General features: G+C 57.8%; 16 protein-coding genes. 1 reads left to right on the top strand and 15 read right to left on the bottom strand.

Features of this window, described 5'->3' with window-relative positions:
• Window positions 1-221 precede the first annotated feature (221 nt).
• The 15 genes from C1J05_RS03130 to C1J05_RS03060 form a co-directional block, all read right to left on the bottom strand.
• A complete protein-coding gene (locus tag C1J05_RS03130; protein WP_114868992.1) occupies window positions 222-1,211 on the bottom strand; it encodes a glucokinase in 990 nt (329 codons plus the stop codon).
• Between the two features lie 112 nt (window positions 1,212-1,323).
• Window positions 1,324-2,097, bottom strand: a complete 774-nt coding sequence (locus C1J05_RS03125; RefSeq protein ID WP_114868991.1) for an MOSC domain-containing protein — start codon at window positions 2,095-2,097, stop codon at window positions 1,324-1,326.
• A 50-nt stretch (window positions 2,098-2,147) separates the two neighbouring features.
• Window positions 2,148-3,449 (bottom strand): xylose isomerase, encoded by a 1,302-nt coding sequence (gene xylA / locus C1J05_RS03120; RefSeq protein WP_114868990.1) that lies wholly within the window; start codon window positions 3,447-3,449, stop codon window positions 2,148-2,150.
• Window positions 3,446-4,885 (bottom strand): xylulokinase, encoded by a 1,440-nt coding sequence (gene xylB / locus C1J05_RS03115; protein WP_114868989.1) that lies wholly within the window; start codon window positions 4,883-4,885, stop codon window positions 3,446-3,448. Before xylB ends, xylA begins: the two co-directional genes overlap by 4 nt.
• Window positions 4,885-6,018: a Gfo/Idh/MocA family protein gene (locus tag C1J05_RS03110; RefSeq protein WP_114868988.1), complete on the bottom strand. Its 1,134-nt coding sequence runs from the start codon at window positions 6,016-6,018 to the stop codon at window positions 4,885-4,887. Before C1J05_RS03110 ends, xylB begins: the two co-directional genes overlap by 1 nt.
• A 12-nt stretch (window positions 6,019-6,030) precedes the next feature.
• A complete protein-coding gene (locus C1J05_RS03105) occupies window positions 6,031-6,879 on the bottom strand; it encodes a sugar phosphate isomerase/epimerase family protein (RefSeq protein ID WP_114868987.1) in 849 nt (282 codons plus the stop codon).
• Entirely contained in the window at window positions 6,879-7,934 is a 1,056-nt protein-coding gene (locus tag C1J05_RS03100; protein WP_114868986.1) for a sugar phosphate isomerase/epimerase family protein, read from the bottom strand. The genes C1J05_RS03105 and C1J05_RS03100 overlap by 1 nt, the downstream gene beginning before the upstream one ends.
• A gap of 18 nt (window positions 7,935-7,952) precedes the next feature.
• Window positions 7,953-9,014: a LacI family DNA-binding transcriptional regulator gene (locus C1J05_RS03095; protein WP_254684689.1), complete on the bottom strand. Its 1,062-nt coding sequence runs from the start codon at window positions 9,012-9,014 to the stop codon at window positions 7,953-7,955.
• Window positions 9,015-9,020: 6 nt separating this feature from the next.
• Window positions 9,021-10,643, bottom strand: coding sequence for a dihydroxyacetone kinase subunit DhaK (locus tag C1J05_RS03090; RefSeq protein ID WP_114868985.1), 1,623 nt, complete (start codon window positions 10,641-10,643; stop codon window positions 9,021-9,023).
• A 13-nt stretch (window positions 10,644-10,656) separates the two neighbouring features.
• Window positions 10,657-11,655: an ABC transporter ATP-binding protein gene (locus C1J05_RS03085; RefSeq protein WP_114868984.1), complete on the bottom strand. Its 999-nt coding sequence runs from the start codon at window positions 11,653-11,655 to the stop codon at window positions 10,657-10,659.
• A complete protein-coding gene (locus tag C1J05_RS03080; RefSeq protein ID WP_114868983.1) occupies window positions 11,648-12,745 on the bottom strand; it encodes an ABC transporter ATP-binding protein in 1,098 nt (365 codons plus the stop codon). The genes C1J05_RS03085 and C1J05_RS03080 overlap by 8 nt, the downstream gene beginning before the upstream one ends.
• Before the next feature lie 4 nt (window positions 12,746-12,749).
• Window positions 12,750-12,938 (bottom strand): hypothetical protein, encoded by a 189-nt coding sequence (locus C1J05_RS03075; protein WP_114868982.1) that lies wholly within the window; start codon window positions 12,936-12,938, stop codon window positions 12,750-12,752.
• A gap of 100 nt (window positions 12,939-13,038) precedes the next feature.
• Window positions 13,039-13,977 (bottom strand): carbohydrate ABC transporter permease, encoded by a 939-nt coding sequence (locus tag C1J05_RS03070; RefSeq protein ID WP_114868981.1) that lies wholly within the window; start codon window positions 13,975-13,977, stop codon window positions 13,039-13,041.
• A gap of 85 nt (window positions 13,978-14,062) precedes the next feature.
• Window positions 14,063-15,010, bottom strand: coding sequence for a carbohydrate ABC transporter permease (locus C1J05_RS03065; RefSeq protein ID WP_114868980.1), 948 nt, complete (start codon window positions 15,008-15,010; stop codon window positions 14,063-14,065).
• Window positions 15,011-15,105: 95 nt separating this feature from the next.
• Entirely contained in the window at window positions 15,106-16,425 is a 1,320-nt protein-coding gene (locus tag C1J05_RS03060) for an ABC transporter substrate-binding protein (protein WP_114868979.1), read from the bottom strand.
• Between the two features lie 697 nt (window positions 16,426-17,122).
• On the opposite strand from C1J05_RS03060, the gene C1J05_RS03055 reads away from it, so the two are divergent.
• The gene (locus tag C1J05_RS03055; protein ID WP_114868978.1) at window positions 17,123-17,614 is read left to right on the top strand and encodes a biotin/lipoyl-binding protein; all 492 of its coding nucleotides are present in this window, start codon (window positions 17,123-17,125) and stop codon (window positions 17,612-17,614) included.
• The last annotated feature ends 3 nt before the right edge of the window (window positions 17,615-17,617 follow it).

Raw genomic sequence — 17,617 nt, 5'->3', positions numbered from 1 at the left:
TGCCGCGTCCGCACGATCGAAATTTGGAAGAGGTCTGCTCTGGGCTTCGAGCGGACATGCCGCCCGCCGCAATTCTTAAAGGTCGATTTTTTAGATAATGCTCAGCGCATCTTAATGTTCAATGCCAAGGCGACAACTCATTGAAAGTAAAGAACCGCATGGCATTTCAAACAGGTTGATGTTTCCTGACGTTTGGCGCGGGCCAATTCAAAGGCCGAGGATCAATCTCTCTGCCCGGCGTCATCAGCCCAACGCGATGCAAGGTAGTTGCGGGCGCCAATCAGGCCAAAATCAGAGTTTCGGTAAAGATAGAGCGGCAGTTGCTTGCGCCAGTGACTGTGGCGGCCACCCGCGTTGAACGCATCCAGAAAGGCCTGATCGAATATCCATGGGTTGGAGATCGCAAGCCCGCCCGTTACAAAAACGCCGCCGCTGGCCCCGTAGACCAGCCCCAGATCACCTGCCATCGCACCAAGATATCTGCGAAAAAGATCAACGGCGATCTGCGCGGCTTCGTCCGTTCCGGCGCGGGCGGCATCGAAGATTTGTTTGGCGTTGCGTATTTCGTCTGATGTTTTATGCACCGCAGCAATTGCACGATAAAGAACCGGAAGCCCGGTGCCGGATAAAACCGCTTCTGCCTCGACGGCTATGCCTTGCCCCATGCGCACGTCTGGCCAAAGCCGAACCAGGTGTTCGAAATAGTTAAGATCGTCAGCAGAGCGGGGCGACAGGCTTATATGGCCGCCTTCACCGGCAATGACATGTGGCCGATCATGCGCCCGGATCAACGCCCCGACACCCAGACCCGTGCCCGGCCCGATGATCACACGCGGTCCGGCCGGGATATCTACCGGCCCCTGCAAGCAGGTTGTATCCGCGTCGGTCACGCTCACCAGAGACCAAGCGGCCGCTTCAAAATCATTCAGTATGGTGACGTCTGCTGTTGCGCAGACACGGGCCAAATCGGACTCGGAAAAGGACTGGTCTGAATTGGTAAGCCGCACAGCACCGTTCGTGACCACTCCGGCGGCAGCTACGACCGCGGCCGCTGGTGTGCTTTTTCGTTCAGCGATCATTGCCTCGCAAGCGCTCAGAAATCCGGCACCACCCTTGGACGGAAAAGATTTCTGATCAAGGATATCACCGGCACGCGACGCCGCCGCGATCCGCATATGTGTGCCGCCAACATCCGCCAACAGGTTCCACATGAATTATCCTTTTCTAAAGCCGCCGCTTTAAACCCGGCATGACAGACGGGCCTGACTGTCGGGACCAAAGTCATTGCAGAGGCTTTCAACCTGAACAACAAACTTCACCCTTTCACAACAGGCGCAAAGCATCGCCGGGGCGGATGCGCCCTGCCCTTTGCACTTCGGCGTAAACACCCATATCAGAATGGCCGTAATGCGCCCTCAAGAGCGACGGCACATCATGGTCGCGCGCACCGGTCACAGGATCGACTTCGGTTGCCGGGCAGCGTTTCGTGCGCATAACCACCTTCAGACGGACATCACCGATTTCCAGAATTCGGTCGGTCAGATCCAGTTCCGAAAACGGGGGCAATCCGGAGAAATGGATGTTGCCACGAAACCGGGCCGGGCTGATGTGGTATCCGAGCGTTTCTGAAAACGCGGCGACACTGTCCAGATTGATCAGCGAAACCGCGTTCATCATTGCGGGCGACACCACGGAAACGTCTGTAAACCTGTGCGGGTCTGCCGAATAAAGCGTTGGCTGCATATCCGCTGGAAACGCCAGATGTTCGGTCAGCAAAGCCGCAGCATCCATACGCCCTTCGGGCTTTGCCAGATCGAACTGATAGGTCTTGCCCTGCTTCAGGATTTTCAGACAACCCGTTTGCGGATCAAAATGGGTCATCAGTGTGGCCAATGCGGCATCGCGCGCAAGAACCACGAATTTGGTTTTCGGCAGCGGTTTGGGGTTTTCGGGATCAAAACCGCTATCGGGTCGCGCAAACCCGAACACCCGGTCAAAGGGGAACCCCTGACCGGCAACCAGATCAACCATATCCAGCGGTTGCGCGCTCAACCCTTTGACGGGGTAGTGGAACAGACCACAAATCGTGCCTTGCATGGCGTTTTGGTCCTTTTTCTACAGGGTCCGAGCCCGCCGGATATAAACGTTCAAACAAACCTGTTGATCAGGTTCTCAAGTCTTTCCTGCCGGCCGGATCGGGGTTCGGGCGACAGGCTATTCTGGATCACGTAGTCAAAACATCCATCCAGACCGTTTGTCAGATGCTGTTTAGCGGCTGCAGTATCCCATCCGCTATAGCGCTCTTGTCGCGCGTCTTCCAAACCGCCGTCTTCCAGCATCCGTGCCGCTGCCTTCAAACCACGCGCGCAGACATCCATCGCACCGACATGGGCCAAAACCAGATCGGCCGGATCCAGCGATTGCCGCCGCAGCTTGGCATCGAAATTGGTGCCGCCGCTTGAAAACCCGCCGGCTTTCAGAATTTCATAATAGGCCAGTGCGATTTCGGGTACGTTGTTGGGAAACTGGTCGGTGTCCCAGCCCGATTGATAATCATTCCGGTTCATATCGATCGAACCAAGAATACCCATCGACGCGGCCATCGCCAGTTCATGTTCGAACGAATGCCCAGCCAGAATGGCGTGACCCTGTTCGATGTTCATCTTCACCTCATTCTCAAGCCCGAATTCCCTGAGAAAGCCATACACGGTCGCCACATCATAATCGTACTGATGTTTTGAAGGTTCCTGCGGTTTCGGTTCGACCAGAATGGCCCCATTGAAGCCGATCTTGTGCTTGTATTCGACGACCATCTGCAAAAAGCGCCCGGCATTATCGCGTTCGCGTCTGAGGTCGGTGTTCAACAGGGTCTCATAGCCTTCGCGCCCGCCCCACAGCACGTAATTCTCGCCCCCAAGTTTCAGCGTGGCATCCATGCAGGTTTTCACCGTTGCCGCTGAATAGGCAAAGACATCCGGATCCGGATTGGTCGCTGCGCCGGCCATGAACCGGCGATGTGTGAACAGATTTGCCGTTCCCCAAAGCAGTTTTGGGCCACCGGCTTCCATTTTTTGCCCGATGTAATCGACAATCTCTTCCAGATTGCGGGTGGCTTCCGCAAAATCGGCGCCTTCCGGGCGAATGTCTGCATCGTGAAAACAAAAAAAGGGCTGACCCAGAATTGCGAACAACTCGAACGCGGCGTCTGCCTTCATGCGCGCCAAATCCATGGTTTCACCGAACCAAGGGCGTTCGAATGTCGCGCCACCGAACGGATCGCCCCCGGGCCAGGCAAAGCTGTGCCACCAGGCGACGGCAAAGCGCAGATGATCCTCCATCCGCTTGCCCAGAATCATTTCATCGGCGTTGTAGTGACGATAGGCAAAGTCGCTGGTGCCTTCCTCACCCTCAAAGGTAATAGCGGGAATGCCTTGGAAAAAATCAGTCATGGCAGCTCCTTCAGGGCGCGATAGGTTTTCTTGTAACGGTCGTAGGTTTCGCTGAATGCGTCCGACAATGCGCGTTCGGGTTCGATTGTTTGTTTGATTTCGGGCGGGTGCGCCAGTTCGATGCCGCCCTGTCCGGCGGCCATCATGGCAAGACGTGCCGCGCCAAACGCAGCCCCGAAATCGCCTTTTACCGGAACGTCGATCGGTAAATTCAGAACCGTTGCAATGGCCTGTAACCAATACTGCGATGCGGCCCCACCGCCCACGGCTGTTAGACGCGAAATCCGGGTTCCGGTGGCATCCATAGCTGCATGACAATCCCGAAACGCAAAGGCGACCCCTTCCAGCACGGCGCGGGTGGCGGCGTCACGGTCTGTGGCGTGTTCCAGGCCCAGAAACGCGCCGCGAATATGCGCATCGTTATGCGGTGTCCGTTCGCCCCCCAGATAGGGCAGGAATATGGGCCGGCCGGGGGCGCGCAACGGCCCCAAACCGTCCGTCAACTGTGAAGCCGTCCCACCCACCAGACGGGCATACCACGCCAGCGCGTCCGTGGCGGCAAGGATCACCCCCATCTGGTGCCAGCGCCCCGGCAAGGCATGGCAGAATGTGTGCAGCGCTGTATCCGGGTCGGGCGCGTAACCATCATTGGCCGCAAAAAGAACACCGGACGTTCCCAGCGAAACGAATGCCTCGCCTGCGCGCACCACACCGACACCAATGGCCGAAGCGGCATTGTCACCCGCGCCACCCGCGACGGGGATACCCGGTTTCAGACCGAACCGTTTTGCGATTTCAGGTCGCAGATCGCCCGACACGTCGGACCCTTCAATCAGCGCCGGCATGTGATCACAGGTCAATCCGGTGGCGGCCAGCAATTCATCATCCCAATCGCGTTTTTTTGTGTCGAGCCAGCCGGTGCCCGCAGCATCGGACATTTCCGACACATAGGCACCGGTCAGCCAAAGCCGCAGATAATCCTTTGGCAGCAGGACTTTGGCAATCTGGTTGAAAATGTCAGGCTCGTGCCGCTGGCACCACAACAGCTTGGGCGCAGTAAAGCCCGGAAACACGATATTGCCTGTCAGTGCACGGAATTTCGGGTCTGCATCCAGGTTGGCAGCCTCGGCATGGGCGCGGGTGTCGTTCCACAGAATGCACGGTCGCAACGGCTGGTCCGCAGAGTCTAACAGGGTCGCTCCGTGCATCTGGCCCGACAATCCGACACCCCTGACCGCTGACAAATCACGCGTCGCGCCCAGTGCCGTCAGCGCGGCCGTTGTGGCATCAAGCCAATCCGCCGGGTCCTGTTCGGACCAGCCGGAATGCGGACGCGAAACGGCCAAAGGGGCCGTGGCATCCGCAATCACTTCCTGATCATCGCCAATCAAAAGCGCCTTGACACCTGACGTGCCCAGATCAAGCCCCAGAAACATCAGTGATCCAGCTTGACCCAGGCCGCATCGCGGGCCGATGACTTGACGCAAGCCGATACAAACTGAACACCCTTCAACCCGTCCATGACAGTCGGATAGAGAACCGCGCCGGAAGGGGCTTTGCCGCTTCGCGCAGCAATGATTGCCTCGGCTGCTTCGGAATAGATATTGGCAAACCCTTCCAGATAGCCTTCGGGATGGCCCGGTGGTACGCGACTGACACGGGCGGCGGTTTCACCGGCACCGGCGCCATTTCTGGTGATCAGGCGTTTAGGTTCGCCAAAAGGCGTGAACCACAAATAATTGGGGTCTTCCTGCGCCCATTCCAGCCCGCCCTTTTCGCCGTATACGCGGATGCGCAGCGCGTTTTCATTGCCCGGGGCAACCTGGCTTGACCACAGCATTCCGCGCGCGCCGCCGGCAAACCGCAGCATCACATGCGCATTGTCATCTACCAGACGTCTGGGAACGAATGCCTGAAGATCGGCGCTCAGGCTGTCGACCTCCAATCCGGTCACAAAGCACGCCAGGTTGAACGCGTGCGTCCCGATATCGCCGGTCGAACCGCCCGCACCAGATTGGTTGGGATCGGTGCGCCAGTTGGCCTGCTTGAAATCTTGTTCGACGCTTAGCCAATCCTGTGGGTATTCCACCTGCACCACGCGGATCGCACCCAGATCGCCATTGGCGACCATCTCGCGTGCTTGCCGGACCATGGGATAACCGGTGTAATTATGGGTCAGCACAAAAAGGGCATCAGAGGCTTCTGCCGCTTTGACCAGCTTCTTGGCATCGCTCAGGGTAGATGTCAGCGGTTTGTCACATATGACGTGAATGCCGCGTTTCAGAAACTCGCGCGCGGCTGCGAAATGTACGTGGTTTGGCGTGACGATACTGACCGCCTCGATCCCGTCCTTGCGCCGCGCCTCGCGGATCGCCATCTGCTTGAAATCATCGTAAATGCGCGGCACGCCCAGCGCCTCGCCGCTGGCGCGGGATTTTTTGGGGGTCGAACTAAGCGCGCCTGCCACCAGTTCGTATTTGTCGTCAATCCGCGCGGCAATCCGGTGGACGGCGCCAATAAAGGCATCATTGCCGCCACCGACCATGCCCAGTCTGATCCTGTCACCCATCTCGTTCTCCTTTCAAGCGGCGGCCCAGCCGTCGCGTATCGTCCGGATGCCGCCCGACAGCACATCCTGTTCATCCTTGAAAAGCGGGCGCCAAACCCGCGTTGCCGCGGCCAGATCCGGCAAGGCATGACCAAATGCCTCGACCACCAGCCAGCCATCATAGCCGGTGGATTTCAGCGCCGCGAAAGCTTCGGCGAAATTCATGTGGCCTGCGCCGGGCGCACCGCGATCATTTTCCGACACATGCACATGATTGATCGCAGGCCCCGCCGCGCGGATCGCCGCGCCAACGTCACGTTCTTCGATGTTGGCGTGGAACGTATCAAAAAGGCAGCCATAGTGCTCCGCACCCACCTGTTCGACCAGCCTTGCCGACTGGTCCAGCGTGTTAAGCGCGTAGCATTCAAACCGGTTCAGCGGCTCAACCGCCAGTGCCACACCTGTACCCGCCGCATGATCGGCCATTGCCTTGTGAGCGGTGACCAATCTGTCCCATTCCGCGCGGGTGGCCCCGGTTCCCGAAAAAACCGCCAGCGGCTGAAAGAAGGGGCCGCACAGTGTTTCAACACCCGCTTCTGCCGCGCAATCGACCATCCATTTCAGAAAATCGATACCGGCCTCGCGATGATCGGCCTGATCACTGATCGGATTGGCCATTTCGGATTGAACGACCGCAACCGCAGTGCGGCGCAAGCCCATATCGGACAGGCGCTGACCAATCGCGCGATAATCCGGGGCGGACCCTTCGAAAATCGGAATTTCGACACCGTCATAGCCTGCATCGCGCACGGCCTGACATTTCGGCATCAGGTCATCCGTCAGATGGGTGCCCCATAACAGCAGGTTGAACCCGGCCAGCATCACCCGATCCCCAGCATTTTCCTGTTTGCAGCGTCATCCGTGCCACCATCGGCGAAATCGTCAAAGGCGCGCTCGGTTACACGAATAATATGGTCAGACACGAACTGTGCCCCTTCCCGCGCGCCGTCTTCGGGGTGTTTGAGGCAACATTCCCATTCGACCACAGCCCAGCCATCAAAATCATTGGCCGCCATCTTGGAAAAGATCGCCGCAAAATCGACCTGCCCATCGCCCAGCGACCGGAACCGCCCTGCCCTGTCGACCCAGGGCTGATATCCCGAATAAACCCCCTGGCGTCCCGTCGGATTGAATTCGGCATCCTTGACGTGGAACATTTTGATCCGGTCTTTGTAGATGTCGATATTGTCCAGATAATCCATGCATTGCAGCACATAGTGGCTGGGATCATAGAGCATGTTGCAGCGTGCATGATTGTCGACCCGCTCCAGAAACATCTCGAATGTTGCGCCGTCGTGAAGATCTTCTCCGGGGTGGATTTCATAGCAGATGTCGACGCCGTTTTCTTCGGCATGATCCAGAATGGGCCGCCAGCGCGCGGCCAGTTCGTCAAAGGCGGTTTCGATCAATCCGGCAGGGCGTTGCGGCCACGGATAGACATAAGGCCACGCAAGCGCGCCGGAAAAGGTAACGTGCGCACCGATGCCCATATTCCTGGATGCCGTGATCGCTTTCATCACCTGATCTACGGCCCAGGCCTGTCGCGCCTTCGGATTGCCGTGAACCGACGGATCGGCAAATCCGTCGAAAGCTGTGTCATAGGCCGGATGTACCGCCACAAGCTGGCCCTGAAGGTGGGTCGACAATTCGGTCACCTCGACCCCGTTGGCTGCGGCCTGACCTTTGAACTCGTCACAATATGTCTTGCTGTCCGCAGCCTTTGCCAAATCAAACAGTCGCGCATCCCAGCTGGGCACCTGAACACCTTTGTACCCGCAGTCTGCCGCCCATTTTGTAATGGAATCCCAGCTGTTGAACGGGGCGTCGTCGCCCGCAAACTGCGCCAGAAACAGCGCCGGTCCCTTGATGGTTTTCATAATCTGATCCTCCCGTTCTCAGAATTTTGCCGCGGGCATGTTTTCCCGCAGATAAATGTCGATGCGTATGCGTTCTTGTGTCTGGTCGAACGGCGCCTGATCAGCCGTTGCTTTCAGCAACCGCACAGCCGAACGCACCAGATGCCCGGTGTCCTGCGAAATGATCGCGTCGAACACACCGCTTGCCAGCGCCGAACGCGAGGCGGGCGTCAATTCGTGCGCAATCACCACCAGATTGTCCTTGGGGCCGCTGGATTCAAGAAACCGGATCAAACCGGGATTGCCCGCCGCCGACGAATAGATGCCGCAGATATCGGGATAGGCCTCAAAAACGCCGGGCAGCATTTTCAGGATCAGTTCGGGGTCATCGCGCCCCTCGATCGAGGCAACGACTTCAAGATCGGGGAATTCTTCGCTCATCAAGGCGTCAAATCCTGTGCGCCGCTCAAGATGGTCGCGGGCCAGACGTGAACCGGTGATGACCAGAATACGCCCCGGCCCACGCACGAAACGCCCCATCAGGCTGGCGGCGGTGCGTCCGGCGGCGATGTTGTCGATGCCGACAAAATGGTGCCGGTCCGACGTTGGCAAATCCGACACGAACGCCACAACCGCTATTCCACGGGCGCGGGCGCGTCTGACCGCATCGCGCACCGAAGGCGTTTCGGGACCAAATACAGCCACACCGTCTGTGTGCCCGGGATCAAGACCGTCCAGAGCATCAACTATTGCCTGCGGATCAAACGGCGGAACCGACAGTGTTTCAAGGGTCGTGCGCAAGTGGTGCAGTTTGGCGGATTGTTCGGCAATCGCCTGTTCCAGCGCCACGACAAATTCATTGCCGGTTTCGGGCAGGATGAACAGCAGCCGGTAAAACCGCTGACGGGCAAGATTGGCGGCAGCGGTATCGCGCACATATCCCAGTTGTGCGATGGCCGAATTGACCTTTTCAATCGTGACAGACCGCACGCCGGGGCGCATGTTCAGCACACGGTCGACCGTGGCAAGCGACACGCCTGCCACGCGGGCAATGTCGTTCACCGTCGGTTTCTTCAACGATCTGATATCCTGATCAATCAAACAGGTTCACTCCTTCAGGGAACTGGCCAGCCCTTCGAAAACCAGCGCAACGGCTTCGGCGCCGGGGTCGTTGTGACCTTTCAGGTTTTCGGACGGCACATAAGCCGCCCGCCCTGCCTTGGCCCGATGTATACCCGCTGTGGCATCCGCACCGGCGCGCGCCGCCAGGGCCGCACTGGCCAGACCTTCGCGCAGGGCATCCAGTGCAGGCGACAGCGCATCAATCATGGTTCTGTCGCCAACCCGCGCACCGCCCACATCGCTGACCCTTTGCAACCCTTCGCGCAAGGCGCGTTCGACCGGGGCACCATTGGCACATGCATCCCCCGCGGCGTTGAAATAGATTGCCAGGATCACCCCCGAAGAGCCGCCCATTGTCTGGCTCAACTCGTTGCCCAGCGCCGGGAAAAGCTGCGTCAGATCGGCCAGCGGCATCCTATCCAGACTGCCCTTAAGGGCGTGCGCGGCCGTGGCCAGCGTGCTGCCGGTGTCGCCATCCCCGGATTTCGCGTCTAGTTCGTTCAATCTGGCCTCAGCGGCCATCAGCAGATCGGCCACATGTTCTATCGTGGCCCGCGTCCGGTCATTGACCGACGGGATCGGTTCAATCGGCGTCAGGCTGTCGGGCAACGGCACGACCTGAACCTGACCCAGTTCGTGAATGCCGGGCCATGCCGCCATCGGCACAGGCGCGGCCAGCGCCGCCATCTCTGCATCGTTCACCGGCAACACAGAAATCGAAAACCCGTGCATATCCAAAGACGTCATCATCGGTGCGGGGCCAATCACATGGCTTGCCAATCCCGACTGGGCCAGTGCATGCGACAGGACAGACATTTCCAACGGTGTGGTCGACCCAAGGTTGTTCAGAAGCGCCACACACGGTCCGCCCGTCACGTGCGGGCGCAGCTTGTCCAGTACGATCCCCATTGCGTCCTCGGCCCCCGAAAAATCGACCTGCTGCACACCCGGTTCGCCATGGATGCCAAGCCCCAGTTCGGCTTTGCCCGCCGGTATCCGGCTTTCCTTGGGCGATCCGGGGACGGTGCAGGTATCAAGGCTTTTGCCGATCGAAGCGACGTTTGCGATGACCCGGCGCGCGGCGGCTGTGACCTCTTCCAGCGGCTTGCCCTGCTCGGCCAGCGCACCGGCGATCTTGTGAACAAACAGCGTACCCGCCACGCCCCGCGGCTGTGGCAGATCAGGCAGTGCGATGTCATCATCCACAACCACCATTTCAACCTTGCGTCCAAGGGCGCGCGCACGCTCCATCGCCAGACCGAAGTTCAAACGGTCCCCGGTGTAATTCTTGACGATCAGCAGACATCCCGCTGCGCCCGTGACCGCCAGAATACCAGCCAGAACGGCATCGACCGAGGGCGACGCGAACACTTCGCCACAAATCGCAGCTGTCAGCATGCCGGGGCCAACAAAGCCCGCGTGAGCAGGTTCATGGCCCGATCCGCCGCCCGAAATCAGGGCGACGCGCGAACGATCCCAATCCGACCGGAAAACAACTTTGATATGGGGATATCCATCCAGCCGCGCCAGCGTGCCGCCCGAACAGGCAAGAACACCGTCAATGGCTTCTTTGACCAGATCATCCTTTGCGTTCACAAACTGTGCCATATGATATCCTTTCTCAGGTTATGCGCGCGCCCCGGGCGTCAAAGAAAAGCGGATTCTGGGGCGCAATCTGAATGGTTTCGCCCGGCACCAGTGTCGAATGCGGATCTGTCAGCGTGGTCACATCGTGATCATTCAGCTTCAGGTGCAGGCGGGTCTGATCGCCCAGATGCTCAACCCGCACAACGGTGGCGTCGCGCCCGTCACCGTGCCGGATGTTTTCGGGGCGCAATCCGACCTGATGCGCGCCCGGCGGGGCTTTTTCCCCAAACAGCCCCACCGGCAACAAATTGATCCGGGGCTGGCCCAGACGGGCGGCCACATAGGCTGTGTTGGGGTTCTCGTAAATTTCGCGGGGGGTTCCGAACTGAACCAGAAGACCTTCGTTCAATACGCCCACATGGGTGGCCATTGTCATCGCTTCGATCTGATCGTGGGTGACATACAGAAGGGTCGAGGCAAGCTCGGCATGAATGCGTTTCAATTCGATCCGCAGATCGGCCCGCAATTTGGCATCCAGTGAACTCAGCGGCTCGTCCATCAGGTATATCGCAGGGTCACGCACAAGTGCGCGCCCGATCGAAACGCGCTGCATTTCGCCCCCCGACAGTTCAGTCGCCTTGTTGTCCAGCTTGTGAGGGATGTGCAGCACTTCGGCCACTTCCTGCACTTTGCGGGTAATTTCGGCTTCGGGTGTCTTCAGGATCGGGGACCGCAATGGGAACGCCAGATTTTCGCGCACTGTCAGATGCGGATAAAGTGAATACTGCTGAAACACCATCGCCACATCGCGCTGTGCGGGCGTTTCGGAATTCACGCGGCGCCCGCCGATGCGGATGTTGCCCGCGTCGCATTTTTCCAGCCCCGCGATCAGGCGCAAGGTGGTTGTTTTTCCCGCCCCGGTCGGCCCCAGCAACACAACAAAAGATCCGTCCGGCACTGTCAGGTTCATGTCGGTGACAGCTTTGGTCGAACCAAAGGACTTCGAGACGTTTTCCAGTTCGACTTCAGCCATTGGCCAGCACCCCTTCGTTCAGGGCAGAGCGCAGGGCCCGACCGGATGCGCGATCAAAAAGCGTAATCGTGTGATCCAGAAAACTTAACCCGACAGTTTCGCCCACGGTCGCAGGCTGCTCTGATCCGATGCGCGCCTTTATATCGCCGTTGCGCGTGGTCAGAGTGACGATCTGCGTCGTGCCCAGATATTCGGTTGCAATCACCTTGGCGCGGTAGCCGCCTTCGCTGGACAACCGGATGTGTTCGGGGCGCACGCCGAATGTCAGATCACCTTGGGCCGGCTCGCGTAACGCCGGCACGCCCATTTCTTCGCCATCCAAAGCGACCGAGGTTGCACCAATGCCATAGGAACCCGAAAATTCCAGAAAGTTCATAGACGGAGAGCCGATGAAATCGGCAACGAACCTGGTGGCCGGTTTATCGTAGATTTCCTGCGGCGTGCCGAATTGTTCGACGACCGCATTGTTCATCACGACAATCTTGTCGCCCATCTGCATTGCTTCCAGCTGATCATGGGTCACGTATACAGTTGTTGCCCCCATCCGGTCATGCAACGCACGCAACTCTTCGGCCATGTGTTCACGAAACTCGGCATCCAGTGCGCCCAATGGTTCATCCATCATGAACGCTTTGGGTTCCCGCACAATCGCACGCCCCAGCGCCACACGCTGGCGATCCCCGCCCGACAGACCGCCAACCGGTTTTTTTAGAATGTCGCGGATGCCCAGAATTCCCGCGACCTCGTCAACCTTGGCACGCACTTGTGCGCGTGGCATGCCCTGACTGACCAAAGGATAGCTTAGGTTCTTGTATACGTTCAGATGCGGATAAAGCGCAAACATCTGGAACACGAATGCGATGTCACGTTGCGATGGCGGGCGCTGGCCGATCTCTTCTCCGTCCAGAAAAATCTCGCCCGAAGTCGGCAGTTCCAGCCCGGCAATCATACGCAGCGTGGTGGTCTTGCCACAGCCCGACGGGCCAAGCAGCATGAAAAACTCACCATCTTCGATCGTGAAGGAGCTTTCCTTGACCGCAACGAAATCGCCGAATTCCTTGCGCACGTTTTTGATGACGATCTGAGCCAAGGGATTACTCCGGAAAATGCGAAACGATGATGAACATCACCGTGCCGACAAGCGTTGTGATGAATGAATAGGTGAACGCCCACATGACGAAGGGTTGCATCAGCATAAAGACCCCAAGGCTGATGATGATGGTCGCCAGCATTTCCCACGGTCCCCGGCGGAACCGCAAAAGTCCGTTGATGAACCACGTCATATTGATGCTCCTGTATGGCGGGTAGGCTTGCGCAAGCTTGCGACGTGCGTGGCATTCAGGGCTATGGCATAAACCGCGTAGGGAAGTGGGGCGGACAGGATCATTTGCGCACCGCCCCGAATGTGATCCCGCGCAGCAAATGTTTGCGCAACAGGATGGTAAAGATCATCACCGGCAGCAGGAAAATTGTGGCCCCTGCGGCGACCGCCGGCCAGTCAAGCCCGCCAACGCCGATAATCGTCGGGATAAAGGGCGGCGCGGTCTGCGCCGTTGCCGAGGTCAGCAAGACCGCAAATGCATATTCGTTCCACGCAAAAATCAGACAGAAAATCGCCGTTGACGCGATGCCGGTGGCGGCTTGTGGCAGGACGACTTTGTAAAAGGCCTGAAACCGTGTGTACCCATCGATCAGCGCGGCCTCTTCATACTCGCGCGGGATTTCATCGATGAATCCTTTCAGCAACCAGACCGCAAGCGAGATGTTCACTGCTGTATAAAGCAGGATCATACCCAGATGCGTGTCTGACAGGCCGATATTTCGATACATTAGGAAAATCGGGATCGCGACCGCGATGGGGGGCATCATGCGCGTACTCAGGATGAAGAACAGCAGATCATCAGCCAGCGGAATTTTGAACCGGCTGAACGCATAAGCCGCCAGCGTGCCCAGAAAAACCGACAGAAACGTCGAGCCAAACCCGATAATAACCGAGTTCATGAACCGCTCTCCGAATTTCGAGGGCCCGACGATCACCATGTCGTACTGGCGCACAATTTCGTCTGCCCAGTTTTCCGGGGGGTTGTTGGCCAGAAAGTCCTGCGTTTGCCGTGTTCGGGTGGTGAACAGGTTTACATACCCTTCCAGCGTAGGTTCAAACACCATTTTGGGGGGATAACTGATCGCGTCAGCGGGTGATTTAAACCCGGTCAACATGATCCAGGCCAGCGGCAACATTGTGACCAGCGCATAGAGGATCACCAGTGACCCGGCCAGCCATTTGGAGCGTTTTGACGGTTCGGTGACGGAAAAGCTGCTCATGACACGCTCCGAGTTCCTGAGCGGGACAAAGTGGAAGCCACCTGATCGCTGCGGGTCGCCGTGGATGTGAAGATTAACCAGTGCATCACCGCTCCTTCACCTTGTTCAGCGCCTTGACGTAGATACTGGCCAGTCCGAACACCGTAACAAACAGAATGATTGCATAGGCCGAGGCATAGCCCGTTCGCCATTTCTCGAATGCCTCGCGTTTGAGGTTGATCGACGTCAGTTCCGTCGTTGAACCGGGCCCGCCGCCAGTAAGCTGCACAACCAGATCGAACATCTTGAAATTTTCGATGCCTCTGAACAGGACCGCCAACATCAGGAACGGCAGCACCATGGGGATTGTGATGGTAAAAAACTGCCGCAGTTTCGACGCCCGATCAACTTCGGCGGCCTCGTAGATGTAATCTGGGATGGATCGCAGACCGGCAAGACAGATCAGCATCACAAACGGCGTCCACATCCATGTATCCACGATCACGATGGACCACGGGGCAAGTTGAACAGACCCCAGCATTTCAAAGCTGGACGGTTCCTTACCTGTGAAAAACGCCACGATGTAGTTGAAAAGCCCGATTTGCGGCTGATACAGAAATTTCCAGAAATTCCCGACGACGGCAGGCGACAGCATCATCGGCAAAACGATGATCGTCGTCCAAAGATCATTGCCCTTGAATTTCTTGTTGATCAGCCATGCCAGTGTGAAACCGATCAGCACCTGAAAAAAGATCGTCCAGAACAGAAAATGCGCCGTCGCCTGCATGTTCAGCCAGATGTCTGAATCGTTCAGGATCCGTTCATAATTGCGCAGTCCGATGAACTCCGGCTCGCGCGTCAAGCGGTTCGCCTTATAGTTGGTAAAGCTAAGCTGGATCGTCCAGATCAATGGAAAGATGTTGATGGCCAGCAACAGGAAAATCGTGGGGGCCACAAATATCCAGGCAATGGCCCGGTCAGACAGGCCGCGAATCTTGCGGGCCACGCGCGGGGGCGTTGCGGTCGCAGCTTTGGTAAGGGGGCTGTCTGTCATCGGGTAAAGCAATCCTGTCGACCGGCGGGATGGCACCCGCCCGGCCGTTTGCAGTTTGGTGTGGGGCGGGCGCGTCCCGCCCCACGGTATTGGTTTTAGAGTTTGCCTTCGTCTTCAAAGACTTCGGTCCAGTCTTCGATCAGCATATCAAGCGCTTCCTGTGCGGTACCCTGATCGGCCACGACATAGTCATGGATCCGCTTTTGCATCGCCAGAAGCAGTTCGGCATATGCCGGTTCCTGCCAAAAGTCCTGTACGGCGCCCATCGCTGTCAGGAAATCACCCGCGAACGGTTGACTGTCGACAAAACCGGGATCGTTCAGCACCGAATTATGCGCAGAGTACCCGCCCAGTTCCCACCATTTGGCCTGAACGTCCGGGTTCGCAAACCACTTGATGTATTCCAGCGCCGCATCCTGTTTGTCAGAATAGGCCACCACGGAAATCCCCTGCCCGCCCAGTGTCGAACCTTCCTGGTTTTGTGGCGGGTTCACGAAAAAGTCGATCTTGTCGCCACCGGTATTGGGATCGGCATAAAGACCGGGGAAGAACGCAAACCAGTTCATCGCCATCGCGACCTGACCGGATTTGAACGCATCCAGGCTTTCACCCATATACGAGTTCGTGTAGCCCGGCGGTGTAGCAGTTTCGTAGAATTCTTTATAGAATTCCAACGCTTCGACCGCTTCGGGCGAGTTTACAGCGCCTTCCATATCGTAGGAACCGGGGGTGTTTTCGTATTTGAAGCCCCACGGATACAGCGCAGATGTCACGCCCATGGTAATCCCTTCGGACCCGCGTTCGGTAAAGATCGCGGCGCCGTAGACGGTCTTGCCGTCAATTTCGCGGCCCTGAAAGAATTGTGCGATTTGCAGCATTTCCTTTTGGGATTCCGGCTCGCGCAGATCCTGGCCAGTGGCCTCTTTGTAGGCTGCCTGAATATCCTCGCGGGCGAACCAGTCCTTTCGATAGAACCAGCCGTTTGCGTCGCCCATGGCTGGCAGCGCGTAGTAGTTCGGTGTGCCCTTGGGCCACGTGGAATAGGCATAGACAGTCGCAGGCGCGAAATCGTCCATGCTGATGCCTTCTGCATCGAAAAAGTCGTTCAGCTTGACGTAGTGGCCGTTCTCGGCCCCGCCGCCGATCCACTGGCTGTCGCCGATCAGCAGATCACAAAGCTTGCCGCCAGAGTTGAGTTCGTTCAGCATCCGGTCGGCGAAGTTGGGCCAGGGAATGAACTCAAAGTTCATGCTGTGACCGGATTGCGCCTCGAATTCCTTGCTGAGTTCAACCAACGCGTTGGCCGGATCCCATGCGGCCCAGCACAGTGTCAAATCTTCTGCGGCAGCCATCGTGGGCACGCTCACAGAACACATCAGCGCCGCGCCGACGGCGGCTGCGTTCAGATTCTTCATAAGTTCCTCCCTAACCGGACACATCTCCAGTGCGCCCTGTCAAAACGCTAAATGAGCTACGTACATCAAGTCAAGGAATTGTTGAGGTACGAACATCAAAACTGCGAAACCCTGCGAGCTAACTACCTACAATTCACTGTTTTACATAATTTTATTCCCACATTTTTCGATGTGCTCGAATGCGTGCCGGCGAGACATACCCGACAGTTGTTTCTGCGTCTTCACCCCTGCCACGCACCTGCGACCGGTCCGACAACACCGGCAGGTACCGAATCTATACCCATCATCATGACCGGCAGCGGTACCGTCACGGGCCAGGAACAGCAGTCTCTTGAAGGGGTGTCATTTTACCACTGATCAGAGCGGCAAGATTATCCAGCCCACCGCGCGCCGGTTCGTTTTGATCCAACCCAATTCACCGGATGTCCTTATGTGGTAGGAAACCGCGCGGAACAGGACCAAGCATAATTCTCGACACGACGAAAAGCCCAATACATCCAGATGAAACAGATGATCGGCGTCAGTGGCCATTGCGAAATTGATCCACTAAAAAGACGCTGTTCTGAAGTCTTATATCTTTACAAGAAGAACAGAAAAGATGCCTGCACCTAACGACGAACAATCGCAATCCTTGCCGTTGTCGGACAACGGGATTGCCAAGCCCGCCCCTTCCTAGGCGCCCAAGTCAAGCGGCCGCATGCGGCTGCTTTTGATTCCCCTGTTTCTGCTGACACTGTTCACCGGCGCCGTCATCGGGATGTATTTCCAGCCGCCGGGCCTGCGGGCATTCTTTCATGCGACTGGTCTGCAACCCGGCGCCGGAACCGACACGCCCATCGCTATTGCCATTCAGAAAGTGACTGCACAGGAACAGATCGCAGTCGTCAGTGAAGGTGATGTTGTGGCTTTGGGCCGCATCATCCCCTTCGGCGATGTCATCAGCGTGGCGACCCCATCAGGTGCTGGTGACGCCCGCATCGCCGAGGTCCGCGTCGCGATCGGTGACAAGGTCGAGGCGGGCGATGTTCTGGCCGTTCAGGACAACCTGCCGCAGTTGCAAAGTGCGGTGGCGTCGGCGCGCGCAAACCTGCGTGTGCGCGAGGCAACGCTGGCCCAAACCAAGGCATCGACTCAGGCAAGTCAGGCCGAAGCTCAGGCTGATCGGCCCCATTTGAGTGGTCCAGTTTGAATG

The sequence above is a fragment of the Sulfitobacter sp. JL08 genome (assembly GCF_003352045.1).
Taxonomy (GTDB): domain Bacteria; phylum Pseudomonadota; class Alphaproteobacteria; order Rhodobacterales; family Rhodobacteraceae; genus JL08.
Note: the sequence above shows the minus strand (reverse complement) of the source record. Positions and strands in the feature narration are given on the sequence as shown.